This is a genomic window from Photorhabdus laumondii subsp. laumondii (genome assembly GCF_003343245.1).
GTDB lineage: Bacteria > Pseudomonadota > Gammaproteobacteria > Enterobacterales > Enterobacteriaceae > Photorhabdus > Photorhabdus laumondii.
Map to the genome: position 1 here is coordinate 2,843,956 of NZ_CP024901.1, position 21,347 is coordinate 2,865,302.

Genomic DNA, 21,347 nt, shown 5'->3' on the forward strand with positions numbered 1-21,347 from the left:
AGTTCTCTTTGTATTACTTGAAACACTAATAAATAAGGCGAGAAATATTTTCTCGCCTTATTTATTTTAAACTGCACTAATTCTGCCTACGATTTTGATATCTTATTTAGCCTACTACGTAGATCTGCGGGGGCAATATAATAAGTTGTTCGTCTTATTTTTATAGGAAAAAATATATTCATTGCCTCAAGCTCTCTAAGTAATTTTCTAGCTGTATTTTCACTAACATCATATACATTTTGAACCGATTTAACTTTAAACAATCTTCCAGGTTCTTTTACACCTTTTTTAATTAAATCTTTCTGAATGAAGGTTAGCTTACTTTTATACTTTGAATTTTCCAACACATCGACAATTTCATAAAATTCTTTTGTCTTTACTTTTAAATACTCTTGTAATTCATCAAATGCGTTTAGAATAATATTAACGTTAAAATCGATAAAATAAGTTAAATCTCCATAATCCTTCTGAACATAAAGATATGACATACCATACTCTTTAGCCTGCTCTTTGATAACCTTGCTTATTGAAATATATTCAAAAATATCATATCCATTCTTTAGCATATACCAATAAAATATTGCCCTTGCAGTTCTGCCATTCCCGTCTTTAAATGCGTGTTCATATCCCATCATAAAGTGAAGAATAATCGCTTTTATTACTGGTGGTATAAACCTCCTGCCATCCTCTCCATTATGATTTTCGTTAGCAAAAGTACATAATTCTTCTAACCTATTTTCTAACTCCTCATAGTTTGGCGGGTAAAATAATGGATTGTCATCATTTCCAATGTAGATATCATTACTGCATCTAAATTCCTCCGGTATATTTTCATTTTCAGATACACCATTAGTCGCTATTCTGTGAAATTCAAGCATTAGATCCCTTGTAAGGGGTTCTTGTTTTCTTTTATCCGCTAGCTTTAATAGCATATAATTATTCAGAATCATTCTCTCATCAGGAGTGCTGGGCGCTAATTCTTCCTCTAGCATTTTTTTTGCATCAGCTCGGGTAGTTGCTGCACCTTCCAATTGAGCGCTGGTGATGGCTTCTTCCATCAGTAAAGATGATACTAAGTAATTCTGTTGAATATTATCTGATGCTTGAGATCCTGCAAGTGCGGCGACTTTACCGGCACCAAGTTGTACAATTTTGTGCAACTTTGGTTCTAGTGAATCATGTATACAAAAACTAAATTCATTCCCACTTTTATCAAATAAGCCCGTACTTTTTTTCAACTGATCTCTACAGAACTTTACCGCATACCAGATGTGTTCAGCTTCTTTACCAGGAACTCGCCACTTAAGCTGGCTCCAATGAAGGTATCTTCCTTGTTTATCAACAATATTATATTCACTGAGGTATTCCCCGAATTTAACAAAATCTAAATTTGAGAAATCAAGTTTAGGTGATTGTTCTACCGGATGTTTTTCCATGTTACCTCACATTTTAAAATTTGATGTATAGGTAAGTATGACAGTAAATCCTTAAAGAAACCAACACGAATAAACCAGATTCATGAACTGTTTGAAACGGAAGATTTATTTTATAAAAGACTTATATAAAACTTTAAAGTATCTTAAATACCATTATAAGCTTCAAATAGAGCTCTTAAACTCTTCTACTTTCATATCAGATTTTGGTAAAATAAGAGGTATAATAAAGACTCTTAACTATAAAATTTAAACTTAATAGGTGTATTCATGGCTCTAATACTTTATACCGAATCGGAATTGCTAGCAGAACTTGGGCACCGCCTCCGTGAGCACCGGTTACGGCGTAACATGCTCCAAACAGAGCTAGCGCTCAGGAGCGGTATTTCCGTCTCTGCGCTCAAAAAACTTGAAGGCAGCGGGCGGGGCACGCTTGAGAATTTCATGAAGGTCGTCTTTGCTCTGCGGCTGGAGAACGCAATTAAGTCCCTGTTTATGCTACAACCGACTAGCATTGCACAGCTTGAAGCCATGAAAGCACCAGTTCGCCAGCGCGCCCGACGAACCCAACGTTCGTCTCGGAAACCCTCAGGCAATGGCCGCGCTCATCAATCAGGAGACGCAAAAAAATGACGACCCAAAACTTTCAATACCGGTCACTGGGCCGACTACAAGTGATCTACCGCGGGCGAGGAGAACAGTGGGTGTTAGGTCATCTGGCCGAAAGTACTGTGAGTGGCCGCTATTTATTTGAGTACACCCATGAAGCTCTTGATAATGGTATCGAATTCTCGCCCCTACAACTGCCACTTTCTACAGAGACTTACGCGAATTTTGAGCACTTTCAGGACTGGCTTCCTGGTTTCATCGCAGATTCCCTGCCGGATGGCTGGGGACGGCTGCTTATGGACCGGTTCCTGCGCCGTAATCATGTCGATCCCGGCCGGATTTCCGTCCTGGAACGCCTGGCATTGCTGAGCGATAACACGATGGGGGCTCTGACCTACCAACCTGTTCTGCCTTTACCGGAGGATCAGGAAGACAAATACAGTATTCTGAACTTGACTGGACTGGCTCAGCAGATCCGTCAGGAAGTCACCGGTCAGGATTCGGAGGCACTGCGTGAACTTTTCCTGCTTGGCGGCTCGCCTCACGGAGCCAGACCCAAAGCACAGGTAGAATACAATCCATCCACCGGCCAGATGAAAACAACTGCATTCCCAGAAAGTGAACCTTGGTTGGTCAAATTCCCCGCAGCAGAGGAGAATCCTTGGGTCTGTGCCCTTGAAGAAGCATATGCCTGTACTGCCAGAATAGCGGGCATTGATTTCCCCACAAGTCGCTATTTCCGCCTTGGAGGGGAGCTTGCTGCTTTCGGTGTCCAGCGTTTCGATCGTGAGAATGGAATGCGGGTGCCGGTACTGAGTATGGCCGGCGCCCTACATGCCGACTTTCGATTACCCTGTATGGATTACATAGATATCTTACGGGCGACGGGCTCCATCACGCGCTCTGTTGTTGCGCGAGAAACCCAGGTCCGGCGTATGGTGTTCAACGTGTTGATGCATAATCGTGATGATCATGTGAAGAATTTCTCCTTCATTTTGAATAAGAGCAATGAGTGGGTAGTGTCCCCCGCCTATGATCTAACCTTTGCGGATGGCCCCGGCGGACAGCATCAGACTTCGGTGACCGGCTACGGAACCGATATCACCCGCACCATGTTGTTGAAAGTTGCCAAAGATGCAGGCATCGCGCCGGCCAGAATGAACAATATCATTGATGAAGTAGCGGATGTCGCCGCCAACTTCGCTCATACTGCACGGGATGTCACTGATGATATTCCCACTAACGAACTTCATCAGGTCACGGACTGCATTAACCGAAATCTGTCCTACCTCAAACGATAAATTCAAAGTATGAGCCTTCTGAACTCTTCTGTTAATCAGAAGGCCCTCGGCAGGGAGTACAAGCGCATTGGCCGCGTCTCGACCAGCGCCTGAAAAGGATTACAACCCTAACTCAGATAATCCTGGATGATCATCAGGGCGGCGACCTAAAGGCCAATGAAATTTGCGCTCAGATTCTTTTATCGGAAGATCATTAATGCAGGCATAACGGTTGTACATCAAGCCATCTTCGTTAAATTCCCAATTCTCATTACCATATGAGCGAAACCAGTTACCGGAATCATCATGCCATTCATAAGCATAACGAACCGCTATTCTATTATCAGTAAACGCCCAAAGTTCTTTAATTAAGCGATATTCATGCTCTTTTGCCCATTTTCTGGTTAATAAATCCTGTGCTGCTTTACGGCTATGCACAAATTCAGCACGATTACGCCAATGGGTATCCAACGAATAGGCCAATGAAACCTTCTCAGGATCACGGCTATTCCATCCATCTTCCGCTAAACGGACTTTCTGAATAGCAGTTTCGCGGGTAAATGGTGGCACCGGCTGGCGAATTTCTTTTGTATTAGACATATTGTCTCCTAATTAAATTTTCCATTAATTCACATCGTATTTACTCAGCAATGCCTCGGCAATATTCATCGCCTCTAAAGCATAATGTGTATCATTCATCACATGCGCAGTTGTAATAGCGCCTTCTATTAAGAGCAGGAGCTTCCTCGCTAAATCCACTGATGAATCCGGCGATATTTCTTTACAAATAGACAGCACGTAAGTAAAAACTTTCTCTTTATGTTCCTTAGCAATTATTCTTACCGGATCATCAGGATTAGGGCGCTCACCGGATGTATTGATAAATGCACATCCTCTAAAATCATCACTCGCGAACCATCTTTGTAATACCAAAAAAATATTCAGCAATTTCTCTTTAGGTGTTTTATATTCAGCTATTGATGAGGTAAACCCCCGCATCCATCGTTCATCTCGCCGACGAAGAACTTCTTCAATCAACCCCTCTTTCGTACCAAAATAACGATAAATTGTCTTACGTGAAGAACCTGTCGTGCGCGTTATCAGATCGATACCCGTCGCCGCAATCCCCCTTGTGTAAATTAATTCCTCTACAACATCCAACATGTTTTCCCTGATGTTGGGCGCCTGCTCACCTTCCATGTTTTTCATGGTAGAACGATCATTCTCCATAGTCAACCTCTTTACTGAAAAAATAGATTTAAATTGTTATCTCTATGATTTAAAAAGTAATTATTAATGTTCATCGCCTTTATCATCAAAGTTGCTCATTCCCATACGAAAATGCCTTTTAATAATGATCTTATCAGAGAAATGAAGAAATAATATTAATTATATTACTATCCTTAAGAGGAAAAAATAATATCAAAATATTATTTTCATAGAATATTAACAATAATATATTTTATCTCTTTATTGTGAGTTATTTCTAATTAAAATGATTAAGAATATTATTAACAAATACCTTAAAATACTACCAATAATTAGACTCTGGAGTAAAATGAATGAAGGGCGAATATCCGCCCTTCTATACCCTATGGACTTGAAAGATAACGGGTATATCAACCACCAGCTAATTTAACTGTCATACCCTTGGCTTCGAGTAACTGTTTCAATAATTCTCTTTTATCGCCCTGAATTTCGATCTCACCCTCTTTCACTGAACCACCACAGCCACATTTTTTCTTCAACTCAGCCGCCAGCTTAGCTAACGTCTGATCATCAGCATCAATCCCGGTAATCACGCAAACCCCTTTTCCTTTACGGCCACTGGTTTGACGCTGAATACGAACAATGCCATCCCCTTTTGGACGCTGAGATTCAACCGTTTCTTCCTGAATACGCCCTCTGTCTGTGGAATAGACCAACCGCGAATTATTATCTTGCATTAATCACTCCCGCAATAGATTGATTAATTTGACGCAATGCGGCCGCAGGATCGGCGGCACGGGTAATCGGACGGCCAATGACCATATAATCAACGCCAGCCAATACCGCCTGTTCTGGCGTCATGATACGGCGCTGATCACCCACATCACTGCCCGTCGGGCGAATTCCGGGAGTAACTAATTGAAAATGCTGACCACAAACCTTTTTCAGTTGCTGAGCTTCATGTGCAGAACAAACCACACCATCCAGCCCACATGCCTGAGTCAGTTTTGCCAACCTTTCAGCCTGTTGCGCTGGTGTCATATCAATCCCAATACCTTGCAGATCCGATTGTTCCATGCTGGTTAATACCGTGACAGCAATTAACAATGGAGCATCATGACCATAAGGCAGCAGCGCCTCTTTCGCCGCTGTCATCATTCTGGTGCCGCCACTAGCATGTACGTTTACCATCCAAACCCCCATCTCAGCAGCGGCAGCTACCGCTCTGGCGGTGGTATTAGGAATATCATGGAATTTCAAATCTAGAAATACTTCAAAACCACGTTGGTGCAGCAACTTAACAAACTGCGGACCATGTAAGGTAAACATCTCTTTACCTACTTTCAGACGGCAATCCTGTGGATCAATTTTATCGGCAAAAGCCAGCGCCGTATCCTGATTGTCGTAATCTAAAGCAACAATGACAGGCGAGCTAATCTGTCTACCGAACGATGTTAAGGTATGAGATGTCATTTTTTAACCTTTTTGACTAACAAAGCAATATTATGGTGACACTGTCACTGACCATCTAATCCACGGATCGGTTTAATAGAATCCCACGAACGGCATGATGGACAGTGCCAGTAAAGCGAATGAGAAGTAAAGCCGCACTTATGGCAGCGATAATTAGGCTTGGTGCGAATTTGCTCACCAACCATGTCCCGTAGCAAGATAATACTTTCTTTCGCCCGACCCTCTTCTGCTTCGGCCAGGTGGTAATCCATCAAGCGATAAAATAGGCGCATGGTCGGATGACGCTCTAATCGATGATTGATGTAAGTTTGCGCGACTTCATGCCCTTTTTGCTGCTCGATAATATCAGCCAGCAAAAGCTCGGCCGTGGCTCCACAATCTTCCTCGACACAACGTTTCAGGAAATTTTCCCATTCATCAATCTGATTTTGATGCTGGTAACACTCTTGGAGAATAGGTAGCACCTCACTCACCAACTGTTTATCCTGCTCAAGAACAGATTTTAAAGCATCCGCCGCTTTATTGTACTCTTGCCGGGCCATAAACAAGCGCCCCAACATGATAGAAACTCTGGCGCAGTTTTTATCTGCCTGAACCGCTTTATTGAGATAACCGATAGCTTCATCAAGATCATCACCGCTCATCTCCTGTAAAGCGAGTTCACAATAAAAATGCGCAATTTTTTCCCGTAAATCATGCTTGCCGGATTTAACTAATTTCTCAGCAATATCAATGGCTTTTTTCCAATCACTGGTTGATTGATAAATAGTCAGCAGCGACTGAAACGCATTTTCCTGAAAATCTTTTTCATTCACCAATTGAGCAAACATATTTTCAGCACGATCATACAGACCCGCAGACATATAATCGCGGCCCAATTGTTGCGTCGCAAGCAAACGCTGATCAAATGTCAGAGAAGCGCTTTCCATGAGAGATTGATGAATGCGGATAGCCCGCTCTACTTCTCCTCTGGAACGGAATAGATTCCCCAAAGTCAAATGTGCTTCAAAAGCAGAACTGTCCTCTTTGAGCATTTCAAGAAACAGATCCACGGCTTTATCTTGCTGGTTTGAAAGGAGAAAGTTAACCCCGGCAACATATTCTCGTGATAAGCGATCAGCATTTTGTTGCTTATCCTGTTGAGCACTTCTGCGCCCCATATACCAGCCATAAGCAGCGGCCACAGGAAGCAACAGAAACAACAGCTCTAACATAGGAGTTTATTCCTTGCTAAGTGCAAGCGATGAATCAGTAACCGAAGGTTCAGCAGGTTGCTCCAGTTGCACTTCAAGTCGCTTAATCTTGCGTTCAGCTCTTCCTAATGACAAACGAACACGAAGATAAAATAATCCACAGATAACCCAACCTAACACGAAACCGCTAGCAAATAATACAGCTAAAAGTGTAGATATAGAGTAATTCCCTTTAGCAATCAGATAGTTAAATGTAACGACCTGATCGTTATTTGATCCAAGAGTCATCGAGATGACAAAGATCACCAATATCAGTAATAAAATCAGAAAATATTTCACATTTTTTCCTGTTATCTATTGTTGCTTGGACATTATGCTGGATAACGGCTCATTAAATTAGCATTTCCAGTCTGGATAAAGGAAGCAATTTATCATGATAAATGCGTCTTTCAGCTCTTTTACGATATCTTCCCATCGATTAAGTGTAAATAAGAAGCAATTACACCACCAAATCCTTTTTGTCGTTAATCAACCGCCATTTTTCTGTGAGATAACAGATAGCCATCACTAATACTGCACTAATTAACGTTGATGTGATAATGTCCTGCGACCAGTGCATACCTAATGCCATTCTGCTAATCAGACCATACCATCATACCATCACAATTGTAGATATAATTATTTGAAAGTTTTTGACAGATAATTTGCGGTAAATATGGCAAAATATAGCCACATTATAATCAGAGAAAATCTTTTACGCAGTGTCCGCTGATTTCCCAGACCGGTATTGTTTTTCACATCTATGCTTTGTAACGAATGTCTTGTAACGAGTCTGAATCAACATATGAACAATAAAATGCAATTAAAACGAGTCGCTGAGGCCAAGTTACCCACTCCTTGGGGTGATTTTTTAATGGTCGGCTTTGAAGAAATCGCCACAGGTCAAGATCATGTCGCATTAGTATACGGTACTATTTCTGGCAATGAACCTGTGCTTTCCAGGATCCATTCAGAATGTCTGACCGGTGACGCCCTGTTTAGTCTGCGTTGTGATTGCGGTTTTCAACTTGAAGCCGCCCTTGCTCAAATTGCTAAAGAAGGGCGAGGTGTATTACTTTACCATCGGCAAGAAGGTCGTAATATTGGCTTAATCAACAAAATTCGTGCTTACGCGTTACAGGATAACGGTATCGATACTGTAGAAGCTAACCATCAGTTAGGTTTTGCCGCCGATGAGCGTGATTTCACCTTATGTGCAGATATGTATAAATTACTCGGTATTCAAGCTATTCGTCTGCTGACAAATAATCCCAAAAAAGTGGAAATTATGACCGAAGCAGGGATTAATATCGTAGAACGTGTTCCATTAATTACCGGCCGAAATCCTAAGAATGCTTATTATTTGGATACTAAAGCCAGAAAAATGGGTCATTTGTTATCTGAGCAAAATTAGTTTTTCAGTAAGCTAGCTGAAAAGACGGCGCTCAAATAAATCAGCGCCGTCTTTAGTATGATGTATACCCTATGGATTTCAAGCTGCATCGCGACGGCAAGGGAGTGCAGCCAACAAAGAGACAACTTGAAAGATAACGGGGATAAAAATTATTTCAACATGTGACGAATAACATAGTGCAAGATACCACCGTGGTGGAAATAATCTAATTCAGTTTTGGTATCAATACGACACTGAGCATTAATGATCTCCTGATGCCCATCCGAATAAGTCATTTTCACCGGTACAATTTGTCCCGGCTTGAGGTTATTCATCCCTTCAATATCAATTGTCTCATCACCTTGCAGATTTAATGTCTTACGATTTACGCCTTGAGGAAATTCCAATGGTAATACGCCCATACCAATCAGGTTCGAACGGTGAATACGCTCAAATGATTCCGCAATCACCACTCTAACGCCCAATAACCGAGTCCCCTTCGCTGCCCAGTCGCGGCTCGAACCGGAACCATATTCTTTGCCCGCAATGATAGCCAATGGGGTTTTTTCTTCCTGATAACGCATAGCCGCATCATAAATCGCTAATTGTGTCTGTGACGGAATATGGCGGGTATATCCTCCTTCCACACCAGCAATCATCTCATTACGGATACGGATATTGGCAAACGTTCCACGCATCATGACTTCATGATTACCGCGCCTTGAACCGTAGGAGTTAAAATCTTTAGGTTCAACGCCATGTTCTTGAAGATAACGCCCTGCCGGACTGTCAGCTTTGATATTCCCCGCCGGAGAAATATGGTCTGTGGTGACAGAATCCCCAAGAATAGCCAATATATTCGCGCCGTGAATATCCGTTATCGCTTCTGGTTCTGCGGTCATCTCACTAAAGAATGGCGGGTGGCGAATATAAGTAGAATCAAGCTGGAAGTGATAAGTTGCAGAACTCGCAACATCCAGCGATTGCCATGTTTCATCACCATCAAAGACTTCCGCATACTCTTTGTGAAACATATCCGCCTTAATTTGCTCAACAGCTTTAGCAATTTCTTTGCTATCAGGCCATATATCCTTCAAATAGACATCATTGCCTTGTTGATCCTGACCAAGAGGATCTTTAGTCAAATCCTTTTTCATGTTGCCGGATAAAGCATATGCCACAACTAACGGCGGCGACGCTAGCCAGTTAGTTTTTATCAGAGGATGGATACGGCCTTCAAAGTTTCGGTTGCCAGAAAGGACGGCACCGACGGTAAGATCAGCTTGCTTAATCGCCGTTTCAATAGATTCAGGTAATGGCCCAGAGTTACCAATGCAAGTTGTGCAACCGTAACCCACCAGATTGAAGCCCAGTTCCTCCAGATAAGGCATCAAGCCCGCCAATTCAAGGTAATCTGTCACCACTTTCGAGCCGGGCGCCAGTGAGGTTTTCACCCACGGTTGGCGTTTAAGCCCCTTCTCAACCGCTTTTTTCGCCAACAACCCCGCAGCCATTAGTACGCTGGGATTAGATGTGTTGGTACAAGAAGTAATTGCAGCAATGACAACAGCCCCCTCTTCTAACTCATACTTCTGGTTATCCAGATTAACTGGCGCTGAGATGGCTTTCCCCTGGGATTTATTCATTTCTAGATCAACGGATGATTGAAATACTTGAGGTACTCGCGCTAAAGCCACCCTGTCTTGTGGACGTTTCGGTCCAGCGAGGCTCGCTTCCACCGTCGACATGTCCAGTTCAAGACTACTGGTAAATACCGGTTCATCACCGGGATTTCGCCATAATCCTTGGATCTTACAATAAGCTTCTACCAGCTCAATCTGCTGTTCTGTACGCCCTGTCAATCGCATATAGCTCAGGGTAATACCATCTGCCGGGAAGAAACCGCAAGTTGCACCATATTCCGGTGACATATTGGCAATGGTTGCCCTGTCTGCCAGCGGCAAATCAGCTAACCCATCTCCATAAAATTCAACAAATTTCCCGACCACACCATGGGCACGCAGCATCTGAGTCACTGTCAATACAAGGTCTGTTGCAGTAATTCCTTCGCGTAATTTACCGGTAAGTTTAAAACCCACCACATCAGGAATAAGCATGGAAACAGGTTGTCCTAACATGGCCGCTTCAGCTTCAATACCGCCCACACCCCATCCTAGAACACCGAGACCATTGATCATGGTGGTATGAGAATCGGTACCAACCAAGGTATCAGGATAAGCCAACTCTCGTCCGTTATGCATTTCATGCCAAACCGTTTTACCCAGGTATTCCAGGTTTACCTGATGGCAAATCCCGGTTCCGGGCGGGACAACACGAAAACGGTTAAAAGCTTTTTGCCCCCAACGCAGAAAGAGATAACGCTCGTAATTACGTTCCATTTCTAATTGAACATTTTGTTCAAAGGCTTTTTCCGTGCCAAATTTATCCACCATAACTGAATGGTCAATAACCAAATCAACGGGTGATAGTGGATTAACTTGTTCAACATTACCACCAAGGCGCTGAACCGCTTCTCTCATGGCCGCTAAATCAACAACGGCAGGCACCCCGGTGAAATCCTGCATTAATACACGTGCTGGCCGGTAAGCAATTTCTCTGTCTGCATGACCAGTATTTTGCCAATCAACAATTGCTTTCAAATCATCAACAACAACAGAATTGCCATCGATATTGCGAAGAAGATTTTCCAGAAGAACTTTCAGTGATTTGGGCAAACGGGAAATATCACCCAAATGTTTAGCAACCAGTGGTAAGCTGTAATAATCATATTGTTTACTTGCAGCGGAAAGTGTTGAAACACAAACTTTTTTTAAATCAAACGACATAACTCCTCCTTCTTCTTATACTGGCATAACTCAAAACCACCTTAATGATAATGGCACAAATTAAACATAACATATAAGCAAATATTTTTTTCTCATCACCGCACAATGCGTCAATTCAGTGTATCTATCAGAATTTCAGTAATAAATTTTGATAATTTAGCCGGGTAAACAATCGAATGATAATCAGCTAGAATTAACTCGCTAACAATTCAATTGGATTCAAATTATCAATAAAAAAACAAGGACAAAATAATGGATATAAAAAACACAATTACGAATAATCAGAAACATATCGCAAAAATCAATGAAGCTAATACGTTCTTTCACATCGACGATGCTTATTTTAGTATAGAAAATACCAATAAATACAATGAAAAAGATGGTTTAGTTCAGTTCATTATAGCCAAACAATTATCTGATAAACCAGAAGTTATAGACAAAACTAATAGCTTAAGTCAAACATTAATTGCACTCTCCTCCATCGCAACCAATTATGTCAATAAATACGCGGAAAAGTATGGAGAGCAATATAAAACAGATATGGACTTTTGGACTAAAGTCGTTAACAAACTACCTCTAATGGGTACTAGCAAAGTTGAATCTAAAAATTACACCGATTCATTAAATGGTTTAAGCATTTCAAAAAGTTTCCTTAATTTCATTATGAATGTGGTTGTATTCGAAAATACAGATATGCTGCCAGATTTCGCTAAGTTTCTGACCAAGCAAGGGGAAACGATTCGTTTAGGTATTCGGAAAAATAAAGGCTTCTATTCTACTGTGACACTAACGATTGCTATCGATACCTTGATTGTAGGAGAGAAGACCGTATATATTCCAAAACTAAAACTCTATCGAGTTAACTTTGATAGCACTAATTCAAACTTTTTATCAAGCTGTGCTTCTAATGAAAATATCAATATTGATTTTGAGTATTCATCCTTAATATCGGTTTTAGACTATGAGGCGCTCGAAAATCCTGAGATTAAAGCCAGTTTTGATAATTTCATCAACAAACAAAGAAAAACATCAATAGAAGAGTCTGATGATTTCTTCAGTGGTGAATTTGACCCCATCTGATAAGCAAAATTAGGGAGCCAATGGCAATCATTAGCTCCCTAATTATATCCGTTATCTTTCAAGTTGCCTCTTTGTTGGCGGCACTCGCTCACCCCGGTCACAGAGTTACCTATGCTCCCGGGGATTCACTCCCTTGCCGTCGCGATCCATCTTGAAATCCATTGGGTATATTTCATTATACGATTGGTAATTTGATATCTTTGAACATGACTTCGATATCTTCATTTGAGCGTAAAGCAACTGCCTGATCAATAACATCACGCGTCAGGTGAGGCGCAAAACGCCACATAAAATCATACATGTAGCTGCGCAAGAAACTACTGCGACGAAAACCAATCTTAGTTGTGCTGTAGCTAAATTTATCACGCATATCAATGCAAACCAGGTCGTTATCCTGCACCGGATCAACCGCCATGTTGGCAATAACCCCTACACCTAATCCTAACCGGACATAAGTTTTAATAACATCAGCATCCGTCGCAGTGAAAACAATTTTAGGCTTTAAGCCCACTTTATCGAATGCGACATCTAACTCAGAACGACCGGTAAAGCCAAACGTATAAGTGACCAGTTGATATTCAGCCAATTCTTCAATTGAAACACTCTCTTTACCTGCCAGCGGGTGATCCGACGTCACCACCAGCGTCCTGTTCCAATGGTAACAAGGCAACATTATCAAATCTTCATATAAATGCAGTGCCTCAGTTGCAATAGCAAAATCAGCACTACCTTTACTCACAGCTTCAGCAATTTGCGTTGGCGACCCCTGATGCATGTGTAAAGAGACCTGCGGATAACGTTCAATAAAACCTTTAATCACAGGAGGTAATGCATAACGGGCCTGTGTGTGGGTAGTAGCAATATATAGCGAACCACGATTCGGATAAGTATGTTCACTAGCAACTGACCGTATTGCATCAACCTTAGATAATACTTCACGAGAAATTCGGACAACCTCTTCACCTGCGGGAGTAACATGCGTCAGGTGTTTACCACTACGGGAAAAAATCTGAATGCCTAATTCATCTTCAAGCATTCTAACCTGCTTACTGATCCCGGGTTGAGATGTATACAGTCCTTCTGCCGTAGATGAAACATTAAGGTTGTGGTTTACCACCTCCACGATGTAACGAAGCTGTTGCAATTTCATATAAACACCATCCCAAAATAAACGCTGTGAACAATTATGGCTTAGAAACCTGGACTGATATTGCTGTTTGCTATTTATTATAACGAATAGAAATAATATTGTTGTCGCATATAACCACTATAACACGATTACATATTTATATAACGAATAATTAAAAATTCATAATGAATGTTTAACCGGATTCTAATTCATATATTTTAAGATAATGCCAATAGGCGAAAAAAGCCAACCTATAAGGTTGGCTTAATAGAAGAAAATAATCCCTTTTCTGAGAAAAAGAGAGTGTTGATTCTGTCAGAAATTGTTACTTTTTGTCTTTCTCAACCCATTTTCCATCAACATAAAACACACTCCACCCCGTTGCTTTGCCATTTTTCTCTGAAGAAGCATATTGCTGTTTAGTCTTACGGCTAAAACGAATAACTGTTTTATTACCTTCAGCATCCACCACAGGCGCATCAGCCAGATAGCGTAATTTCTCCGGCAAACGCTCTTTAAAACGAGCTAACTCTTCTACCAACGGCGCTCTGGTTTCTCTTGATTTAGGGAAAGTGTTTGCTGCTAAAAATACACCGGCTGCACCATCACGCAATACAAAATAGGCATCAGATTTTTCACAAGGAAGCTCTGGTAGCGGAACCGGATCCTCTTTTGGCGGCGCGACTTCCCCACTACGCAAGATTTTGCGGGTATTTTTACAAGTTTCATTGGTGCAGCCCATGTATTTACCGAAACGCCCCATTTTCAGGTGCATTTCAGCGCCACATTTATCACATTCGATAACTGGGCCGTCATATCCCTTAATGCGAAATTCGCCCTCTTCCACTTCGTAGCTATCACAAGCCGGGTTATTACCACAAACATGTAACTTACGTTGGCTATCAATAAGGTAACTGTCCATCGCTGTACCACATTTTTTACAGCGACGACGGGCGCGCAATGCATTTGTTTCCGCCTCATCCCCTTCCAAGACATTAAGAATTTCATTTTCAGGAATAAGGTTTATCGTCTGCTTACAACGCTCTTTAGGTGATAACGCATAACCAGAACAACCCAAGAAAACGCCGGTGGTTGCCGTTCGAATGCCCATAGAGCGCTGACATGTCGGGCACTCAATAGAGGTAATAACCATCGGATTAGGCCGCATGCCGCCCTCTTCCGGCTCTTTATTGGCGACGTCTAGCTGTTCACTAAAATCCGTGAAAAACTCATCCAGAACCCCTTTCCATTCGACTTTGTTACTTGCAACCTGATCAAGCTGATCTTCCATTCGCGCAGTAAAATCATAACTCATCAGCTCGTTGAAATTTTCTTCCAGACGATCAGTAACAATCTCTCCCATTTTCTCCGAGTAGAAACGGCGGCTCTCTACGCGAACATAACCACGCTCCTGAATCGTGGAGATAATGGAAGCATAAGTGGATGGGCGACCAATACTGCGTTTCTCCAGCTCCTTAACCAAGGATGCCTCACTGTAACGTGCCGGTGGTTTGGTGAAGTGCTGGCTTGGGATCAGTTGTTGCAAATCAAGTTCTGTACCAATTTCAACAACCGGCAACGTGTGGTCTTCATCACCTTTGCGCAACACAGGCATCACTTTTGTCCAGCCATCAAAACGCAATGTACGACCTTTGGCCCGCAACTCAAAATCACCCGCCTGTACCGTCAATGTTGTGGAATCGTATTTCGCCGGTGTCATCTGACAAGCCACAAACTGACGCCAGATTAGCTGATACAGCTTCTGTGCATCCACATCCATATCTTTCAGTTGCTCTGCCACGATATCAACACTGGAAGGACGAATCGCTTCATGCGCTTCCTGTGAATTCTCTTTGCTGCTGTAAGTATTGGCTGCTTCTGGCAGGTATTTATCGCCAAAATTATCACTGATATAATCACGAACCATATCCAGCGCATCCTGACTCAAGTTAGTTGAATCAGTACGCATATAAGTAATATATCCAGCCTCATACAAACGCTGAGCCATCATCATGGTCTTTTTAACACCAAACCCTAAACGCGTGCTGGCTGCCTGTTGCAATGTAGATGTGATAAACGGCGCACTCGGTTTACTGGATGTTGGGCGATCTTCACGATCAAGCACTTTGTAACGGGCTTTTTCCAGTAAAGAGACGGCGGCTTGAGTTTGTTCACTATTAACCGGCTTAAATGGTTTACCCTGCTGATGGGTCACTTCCATATGCAGCGAGATTTCGCCTTTCGCCAGCAAATCAGCATGTAATTGCCAATATTCTACCGGTACAAACGCTTTAATTTCACGCTCTCTTTCTACCACAAGGCGTACCGCCACTGATTGCACACGGCCGGCAGAGAGCCCTCTGGCAACCTTTTTCCACAGTAGCGGAGAAACCATATACCCCACAACTCGATCCATAAAACGGCGAGCTTGTTGAGCATTTATCCGGTGAATATTTAATTCACCCGGATTATCAAATGCCTGTTTGATGGCATTTTTAGTGATTTCATTAAAAACAACCCGGCTAAAACGATCGCCATCACCACCAATCACTTCCCGCAAGTGCCATGCAATGGCTTCTCCCTCGCGGTCAAGATCCGTTGCGAGATAAACATGATCAACTTTTTCAGCCAGTGATTTCAGCTCTGCCACGACCTTCTCTTTGCCCGGCAAAATCTGATAATTCGCTTCCCAACCACGGTATGGATCAACCCCCATGCGGTTGACTAATACAGCTTTCTCATCTTTTTTAACCTTCTTCTTAGACTTATCGGTAGATGAGCTCGAACTCTTTTGGCTGGCTGAGCCACTGGTCGGCAAATCACGGATATGACCAACGCTGGATTTCACCACGTAGTCACTTCCCAAATACTTGTTGATTGTTTTGGCCTTTGCCGGGGACTCCACTATTACAAGAGCTTTACCCATAGTTATCTTTACCTAATTATCTTTTCAGATGGTGGAATTCACTGCGCCATATCACGGTATTTAAAACCTCTTTTTATATTGCGATAGATTCTCAATATATCAACTTATTTTTATTCAGTTGATTCCGCCAAACTCGAAACATATTGAATTATCTAAGGTATTTTAGATACCGCCCATGATCTACGCAAATGAATGAAGTGATCACCGTAAACAAAATCTTCCATCTGCATGATGAAAAGTTCACACTCTACCTGATAAAAAATGATGCGCAACAAATTATTTTTGATTAAGGATAGAAATAGTAGAAACAGAACAACACTGATTAAAGGTGAACAATGACTAAAAAGAGCTAGTGATATTATCCGCCAACGTGAAAGTTTTATTCATGGCATGTATATAAGTAGCGTAGAACAAAAAGGAGATGTATTAGTATTAATGGTGAATTTTCTCTAAGGGAAAATGATTTACCCACAGTAAAAAGTACGGCTATTTTCAATATGTTCAAACACCTGACGCCTATCCTACCGAAACAATATTATCTCGAAAATTAATAACAAAAATTTATTGAGCAACGAATAGGCAGATATATGAAAACAATATATACCTTCATAGATTTCAAGATGCATCGCGACGGCAAGGGAGTGAATCCCCGGGAGCATAGATAACTATGTGACCGGGGTGAGCGAGCGCAGCCAACAAAGAGGCAACTTGAAAGATGACGGGTATAAAAATATATCTGCCGGTATAACTACAAGTATTAATTACACTTCTAAGGTGAGATCAGAGAAAAAACCCGCCATCAAACGGTTAAACAGCTCTGGCGCTTCCCAGAATGGCCCATGTCCCAAGTTGAGCAAGTTATACACCTGACCAGTCCAGAGATTTTTGTAGGTTATCCCGTTAATATAATCAATATTAACGAATAAATCTTCTACACCATTGACGATAGCCAGTGGTGTTGGGTTTGTTTCAACCAATAACCGTTGGTCCATAACGTCTGGTGAAACCGATGCTTCAGACATATATTGCCGGGCCAAACCATCGGTCCGCGCCACTGCGGCTCTCAAAAATGGCTCACAAAGCGCGTTTTCACCATACAACGCCAAGGTATAATCCGTAATCTCCTCTTCTGTCAGCGAAGCCTTACCCGATATTGCCATAAACCGGCTTGGTTTAAATCCAAGGCTGACATTTTCTGCACCTGGGCTAACCGGCGGCGTGCCACAAATCATTAGCCCAACAATCCCTGGGAATCTTGGGATCAGCTCTAAACCGATATGTCCCCCCAGTGACCATCCGAAAACAGCAACTTTATCGATGGCTAATTTTTCCAGTACTTCGATGATGCAAAGGGCATAGCCAGATATCGAATAGGTCCGGCGAGGATCCACTGCATTTGATGAAGCACCGTGTCCGGGTAAATCAATAGCTAAAATCCGATATTCGTCACCAAAACAGTTAATTTGATGGCGAAAAACTTCTTTACAACTTGAATTACCGTGTATAAGGAGGACCGGTAACCCATCACCTCCCGTATCAGCAACAGAGATAACAGCATGACTGGTATGAATATCGTATTGTGAAATAGCCATAATACTTTATTTCCTTATGAATATTATTGTAAGTTGCCGTTCTTCGAGGATTTGCATAATGCGTTTAAAAACGCCAATAGCGCTGTGCAAAAGTGACTTGGATTTGTTTGAAGATCAGCTAAGCAGAACAGATAAACGCAAAGCCAGAGTATCAACTATTGGTGTAGAAAAGCCTGCGGCTCATCACAAGCAGGAAGAGGGATGTAAAGCAAATTATGTAACACCTGTAATATTTTAACAGGGCCAAAATAGCAGGTTTTTCAGTGGAATAACATCATGAGAATAAGCGTTGCTCTGTTCAATTAGCACATCACAATTAAGCAATATATCGAGGCGTCCCTGAGCGTCGAAATAGAACGCCTTAGGATATACCCGTCATCTTTCAAGTTGCCTCTTTGTTGGCTGCACTCCCTCACCCCGGTCACATAGTTATCTATGCTCCCGGGGATTCGCTCCCTTGCCGCCGCGAAGCATCTTGAAATCAATAGGGTATACGCCAAGATAATTGATCCAAAATAGCGGATTTAATTAAAGCAGAGGCTTCTCCCCTCTTTGCCACCAGCGCAATAACAGTTTATCAATACTTTCCATTGCATTGCCGGTGAAACGCTCTACCATGCGTTTACGGCGTGTATAACTGACACCAATAACTTCACAGTTATCTATTTGAGCAATCAACAGATCATCGCTGACACCAATTTCGTCAATCAATCCCTTCTCTTTCGCCTGTGAGCCGTACCAATATTCGCCCGTCGCCACACTTTCCACGTCAAGTGATGGGCGATGTGTATGAATAAACGATTTGAATAGTTCGTGAGTCTGATTCAGATCTTCCTGAAACTTTTTCCGGCCCTGCTCTGTATTTTCTCCCAACACAGTCAGTGTACGTTTATATTCACCAGCCGTATGGAGTTCCACATCAATATCATTTTTCTTCAATAGCTTATGAATGTTCGGAATCTGAGCGACCACGCCAATAGAACCAATAATGGCAAAAGGTGCAGCAACTACACGATCAGCAACACAAGCCATCATATAGCCCCCACTGGCAGCAACTTTATCTACGACGATAGTCAAGCGAATACCTTTCTGACGCAAACGGGCAAGCTGAGAGGCCGCCAATCCATAGCCATGCACCATGCCACCTGGACTTTCCAGACGTAACAACACTTCATCTTTTGCATCTGCCACGGCCAGAATCGCGCTAATCTCTTCACGTAATGAATCGACTTCGTGTGCATCCATACTCCCTTTAAAATCCAGTACATAAAGACAAGGTTTCTGTAACCCTTTATGACCTGTCTTAGCGTCACTCTTCTTCTGCTTGGATTCGAGCTTTTGTTGCTTATTAAACTCTTTCTGCCAGATTTTCCCTTCCGCTTCTGTCATGCGCGCCCGCTGCATTTGACGCTGTTTATCCCGATATGACTCACCGAGATCGACGAGTTTCAATTCTCCTTTTAGCGAAGATTTCCGCATTCCTATGCCGATACCCAATATTGCCAGAGCAATAATCGCCAACACCAGCGTAACTACTTTGGCTAAAAACAACCCGTAAAGAGATAAGTATTCCACAAAATCCACCTTTTGTTTCTTAAACATTTACCAAATAAATGTATTTGATTTTTTTCACTTAAAAACAATATATTATAATTAATTCGTATTCAATAAATACGAATATGTACAAATAAAAACGTCCAGTATATCGGTCTCAGTAGCTAATTCTACACCATTAAGATGGAGAAATGGGGGACTAGTTCAAAAATGAGCAATTAGATTGCAGAATCACAAAAACCCGGCGTTTCAACCAAGCATTCTGACTGTTATAACTGCCTGATCGCTACCACTATCTGAAAGAAAAGAGAGAAATTATTGAACAATGGAAAAGTAAACTGCTATCGCTGTGAGTAAAGAATAAGGGCCAAACAGTCCCCATCATTATGCTGCCCTTACAATACAGTTAGATCGCTATCCCTATTATATAATAATTTAATGGGTAGTCGTTATTTTGTAATTATCAATGAAAATTTTAACAACAGACTCAATGTGTTTCATAATGAAGCTAATATTATCGCCAAATTCTGGATATTGATTTTCAGGAGAAACAAGGTATTTCACTCTTTCCCTTCTGACAACCCATTCAGCAAATGGCACAATATATACCCTATGGATTTCAAGATGCATCGCGACGGCAAGGGAGTGAATCCCCGGGAGCATAGGTAACTATGTGACCGAGGTGAGCGAGTGCAGCCAACAAAGAGGCAACTTGAAGGATAACGGGTATAGAAATCATCACTCTTGTTATCATCTTTAAGAGTTACAATAAACAATTGCCTGTTAGCATCCCGCCTTTCACTAAGACAAGACGAAGAACGCAAAAAAATTTATCTGTGCTCTTATCTTTGAAGGAGTCAATAACTTCTGTTGAGTGGCTAATGGTCTGTATAGACCTAGTATGGAGACCATAAAAATCTGTGGGGCACTTATGCGGCCAAACAGTTAAAGAAGTTTCACCTGGCAGCCTAAAGCGTCGCCAAACCAGAGGGTTGACTGGAGGAGAGCCACTTAACGGTATAAGTATTCATAGGTCATAATCCGGTTGAATTATCTATTTTACAGCCAAACAACTCAAGTGCCCCACACATTTTTATGCTCTCTGAGGACATCTCGCATTATGATAATAAGAAATCCTTGTCAAAACATGTCGATGAGATGTACACCTATATCGAAAATAACAGCATGATGATCCCGAATTACGGTGAAATGTACTGCTATGGTGAACCCATTTCCACTTCATTTGTTGAATCGACGATCAATGAAGTGATTGCTAAACGGATGGTGAAAAAGCAGCAGATGCAATGGAGTCAGCAAAGTGCGCATTATTTAATCCAGACCCGTACAGCCGTACTGAATGATGATTTGAAAACCCAATTTGAGCATTGGTACCCGGGCATAAAATTAGGTGACGAAACGGAGCATTCTTGGACAGAAAAGATTGCTGCATAAATGTCCCACGGTTTTTTATGCTCTCAGCAAAATTTTTATTGATAGATTTATGTCATTCTATAGCAAAAAAACTGAAGAGAAGAATATAATGAAAGCTATGGATATGTTTAGAGTAATAAATAAAAAGAATTTAGAGTTC

18 protein-coding genes and 2 pseudogenes are annotated in these 21,347 nt (G+C 41.8%); 7 read left to right on the forward strand and 13 right to left on the reverse strand.

Annotated features, from left to right (window positions below; translation table 11 throughout):
• Positions 1-86: 86 nt before the first annotated feature.
• Positions 87-1,436 (reverse strand): Fic family protein, encoded by a 1,350-nt coding sequence (locus PluTT01m_RS12490; RefSeq protein ID WP_011146649.1) that lies wholly within the window; start codon positions 1,434-1,436, stop codon positions 87-89.
• A gap of 267 nt (positions 1,437-1,703) precedes the next feature.
• Here PluTT01m_RS12490 and PluTT01m_RS12495 point away from each other — a divergent pair, with 267 nt between their 5' ends.
• Positions 1,704-2,066 (forward strand): DNA-binding protein, encoded by a 363-nt coding sequence (locus PluTT01m_RS12495; RefSeq protein WP_011146650.1) that lies wholly within the window; start codon positions 1,704-1,706, stop codon positions 2,064-2,066.
• Positions 2,063-3,343, forward strand: a complete 1,281-nt coding sequence (locus PluTT01m_RS12500; RefSeq protein WP_011146651.1) for a type II toxin-antitoxin system HipA family toxin — start codon at positions 2,063-2,065, stop codon at positions 3,341-3,343. Before PluTT01m_RS12495 ends, PluTT01m_RS12500 begins: the two co-directional genes overlap by 4 nt.
• Positions 3,344-3,442: 99 nt before the next feature.
• On the opposite strand, the gene PluTT01m_RS12505 is transcribed toward PluTT01m_RS12500, so the two are convergent.
• The 7 genes from PluTT01m_RS12505 to PluTT01m_RS12535 form a co-directional block, all read right to left on the reverse strand.
• The gene (locus PluTT01m_RS12505; protein WP_011146652.1) at positions 3,443-3,922 is read right to left on the reverse strand and encodes a nuclear transport factor 2 family protein; all 480 of its coding nucleotides are present in this window, start codon (positions 3,920-3,922) and stop codon (positions 3,443-3,445) included.
• 24 nt (positions 3,923-3,946) lie between these two features.
• Entirely contained in the window at positions 3,947-4,552 is a 606-nt protein-coding gene (locus PluTT01m_RS12510) for a TetR/AcrR family transcriptional regulator (RefSeq protein WP_011146653.1), read from the reverse strand.
• A 389-nt stretch (positions 4,553-4,941) separates the two neighbouring features.
• Positions 4,942-5,268 carry a stress response translation initiation inhibitor YciH gene (yciH, locus tag PluTT01m_RS12515; RefSeq protein ID WP_011146654.1) on the reverse strand — a complete coding sequence of 109 codons (327 nt, stop codon included), beginning with the start codon at positions 5,266-5,268 and terminating at the stop codon, positions 4,942-4,944.
• On the reverse strand, positions 5,258-6,004 hold the full coding sequence (gene pyrF / locus PluTT01m_RS12520; protein WP_011146655.1) for an orotidine-5'-phosphate decarboxylase: 747 nt from the start codon (positions 6,002-6,004) through the stop codon (positions 5,258-5,260). Before pyrF ends, yciH begins: the two co-directional genes overlap by 11 nt.
• A gap of 44 nt (positions 6,005-6,048) precedes the next feature.
• Positions 6,049-7,218, reverse strand: a complete 1,170-nt coding sequence (lapB, locus tag PluTT01m_RS12525; RefSeq protein ID WP_011146656.1) for a lipopolysaccharide assembly protein LapB — start codon at positions 7,216-7,218, stop codon at positions 6,049-6,051.
• 6 nt (positions 7,219-7,224) lie between these two features.
• On the reverse strand, positions 7,225-7,536 hold the full coding sequence (locus PluTT01m_RS12530; RefSeq protein ID WP_011146657.1) for a LapA family protein: 312 nt from the start codon (positions 7,534-7,536) through the stop codon (positions 7,225-7,227).
• A gap of 160 nt (positions 7,537-7,696) precedes the next feature.
• Complete coding sequence (locus PluTT01m_RS12535; RefSeq protein WP_109791587.1) at positions 7,697-7,828, reverse strand: hypothetical protein; 132 nt, start codon at positions 7,826-7,828, stop codon at positions 7,697-7,699.
• 225 nt (positions 7,829-8,053) lie between these two features.
• Between PluTT01m_RS12535 and ribA the strand changes: the two genes are divergently transcribed.
• Positions 8,054-8,650: a GTP cyclohydrolase II gene (ribA, locus tag PluTT01m_RS12540; protein ID WP_041380089.1), complete on the forward strand. Its 597-nt coding sequence runs from the start codon at positions 8,054-8,056 to the stop codon at positions 8,648-8,650.
• A 149-nt stretch (positions 8,651-8,799) separates the two neighbouring features.
• On the opposite strand, the gene acnA is transcribed toward ribA, so the two are convergent.
• A complete protein-coding gene (acnA, locus tag PluTT01m_RS12545; protein ID WP_011146659.1) occupies positions 8,800-11,475 on the reverse strand; it encodes an aconitate hydratase AcnA in 2,676 nt (891 codons plus the stop codon).
• Positions 11,476-11,727: 252 nt separating this feature from the next.
• Here acnA and PluTT01m_RS12550 point away from each other — a divergent pair, with 252 nt between their 5' ends.
• Entirely contained in the window at positions 11,728-12,555 is an 828-nt protein-coding gene (locus PluTT01m_RS12550) for a hypothetical protein (RefSeq protein ID WP_011146660.1), read from the forward strand.
• A 175-nt stretch (positions 12,556-12,730) separates the two neighbouring features.
• Here PluTT01m_RS12550 and cysB read toward each other — a convergent pair whose 3' ends face one another.
• A complete protein-coding gene (cysB, locus tag PluTT01m_RS12555; protein ID WP_011146661.1) occupies positions 12,731-13,705 on the reverse strand; it encodes an HTH-type transcriptional regulator CysB in 975 nt (324 codons plus the stop codon).
• 304 nt (positions 13,706-14,009) lie between these two features.
• The gene (gene topA / locus PluTT01m_RS12560; RefSeq protein ID WP_011146662.1) at positions 14,010-16,610 is read right to left on the reverse strand and encodes a type I DNA topoisomerase; all 2,601 of its coding nucleotides are present in this window, start codon (positions 16,608-16,610) and stop codon (positions 14,010-14,012) included.
• Between the two features lie 351 nt (positions 16,611-16,961).
• Between topA and PluTT01m_RS12565 the strand changes: the two are divergent.
• Positions 16,962-17,161, forward strand: a pseudogene (locus PluTT01m_RS12565) (DUF2498 family protein); the annotation flags it as partial.
• A gap of 210 nt (positions 17,162-17,371) precedes the next feature.
• Here PluTT01m_RS12565 and PluTT01m_RS12570 read toward each other — a convergent pair.
• On the reverse strand, positions 17,372-18,202 hold the full coding sequence (locus tag PluTT01m_RS12570) for an alpha/beta fold hydrolase (RefSeq protein WP_011146664.1): 831 nt from the start codon (positions 18,200-18,202) through the stop codon (positions 17,372-17,374).
• 58 nt (positions 18,203-18,260) lie between these two features.
• Between PluTT01m_RS12570 and PluTT01m_RS12575 the strand changes: the two genes are divergently transcribed.
• Positions 18,261-18,440 carry a hypothetical protein gene (locus PluTT01m_RS12575; RefSeq protein ID WP_011146665.1) on the forward strand — a complete coding sequence of 60 codons (180 nt, stop codon included), beginning with the start codon at positions 18,261-18,263 and terminating at the stop codon, positions 18,438-18,440.
• Positions 18,441-18,730: 290 nt separating this feature from the next.
• Here the strand turns inward: PluTT01m_RS12575 and sohB are convergent, their stop codons facing one another.
• Complete coding sequence (gene sohB / locus PluTT01m_RS12580) at positions 18,731-19,777, reverse strand: protease SohB (protein WP_011146666.1); 1,047 nt, start codon at positions 19,775-19,777, stop codon at positions 18,731-18,733.
• Positions 19,778-20,872: 1,095 nt separating this feature from the next.
• Here sohB and PluTT01m_RS12590 point away from each other — a divergent pair.
• Positions 20,873-21,208: pseudogene (locus PluTT01m_RS12590) on the forward strand (ISKra4 family transposase); the annotation flags it as partial.
• Positions 21,209-21,347: the final 139 nt, after the last annotated feature.

Excerpts from the sequence above, each read along its gene's own strand:
- yciH (WP_011146654.1), bottom strand. The coding sequence starts at position 5,268 with ATGCAAGATAATAATTCGCGGTTGGTCTATTCCACAGACAGAGGGCGT.
- pyrF (WP_011146655.1), bottom strand. The coding sequence starts at position 6,004 with ATGACATCTCATACCTTAACATCGTTCGGTAGACAGATTAGCTCGCCT.
- cysB (WP_011146661.1), bottom strand. The coding sequence starts at position 13,705 with ATGAAATTGCAACAGCTTCGTTACATCGTGGAGGTGGTAAACCACAAC.
- PluTT01m_RS12510 (WP_011146653.1), bottom strand. The coding sequence starts at position 4,552 with ATGGAGAATGATCGTTCTACCATGAAAAACATGGAAGGTGAGCAGGCG.
- ribA (WP_041380089.1), top strand. The coding sequence starts at position 8,054 with ATGCAATTAAAACGAGTCGCTGAGGCCAAGTTACCCACTCCTTGGGGT.
- PluTT01m_RS12500 (WP_011146651.1), top strand. The coding sequence starts at position 2,063 with ATGACGACCCAAAACTTTCAATACCGGTCACTGGGCCGACTACAAGTG.
- PluTT01m_RS12505 (WP_011146652.1), bottom strand. The coding sequence starts at position 3,922 with ATGTCTAATACAAAAGAAATTCGCCAGCCGGTGCCACCATTTACCCGC.
- lapB (WP_011146656.1), bottom strand. The coding sequence starts at position 7,218 with ATGTTAGAGCTGTTGTTTCTGTTGCTTCCTGTGGCCGCTGCTTATGGC.
- PluTT01m_RS12495 (WP_011146650.1), top strand. The coding sequence starts at position 1,704 with ATGGCTCTAATACTTTATACCGAATCGGAATTGCTAGCAGAACTTGGG.
- PluTT01m_RS12535 (WP_109791587.1), bottom strand. The coding sequence starts at position 7,828 with ATGGCATTAGGTATGCACTGGTCGCAGGACATTATCACATCAACGTTA.
- PluTT01m_RS12575 (WP_011146665.1), top strand. The coding sequence starts at position 18,261 with ATGCGTTTAAAAACGCCAATAGCGCTGTGCAAAAGTGACTTGGATTTG.
- PluTT01m_RS12550 (WP_011146660.1), top strand. The coding sequence starts at position 11,728 with ATGGATATAAAAAACACAATTACGAATAATCAGAAACATATCGCAAAA.
- acnA (WP_011146659.1), bottom strand. The coding sequence starts at position 11,475 with ATGTCGTTTGATTTAAAAAAAGTTTGTGTTTCAACACTTTCCGCTGCA.
- PluTT01m_RS12570 (WP_011146664.1), bottom strand. The coding sequence starts at position 18,202 with ATGGCTATTTCACAATACGATATTCATACCAGTCATGCTGTTATCTCT.
- PluTT01m_RS12490 (WP_011146649.1), bottom strand. The coding sequence starts at position 1,436 with ATGGAAAAACATCCGGTAGAACAATCACCTAAACTTGATTTCTCAAAT.
- topA (WP_011146662.1), bottom strand. The coding sequence starts at position 16,610 with ATGGGTAAAGCTCTTGTAATAGTGGAGTCCCCGGCAAAGGCCAAAACA.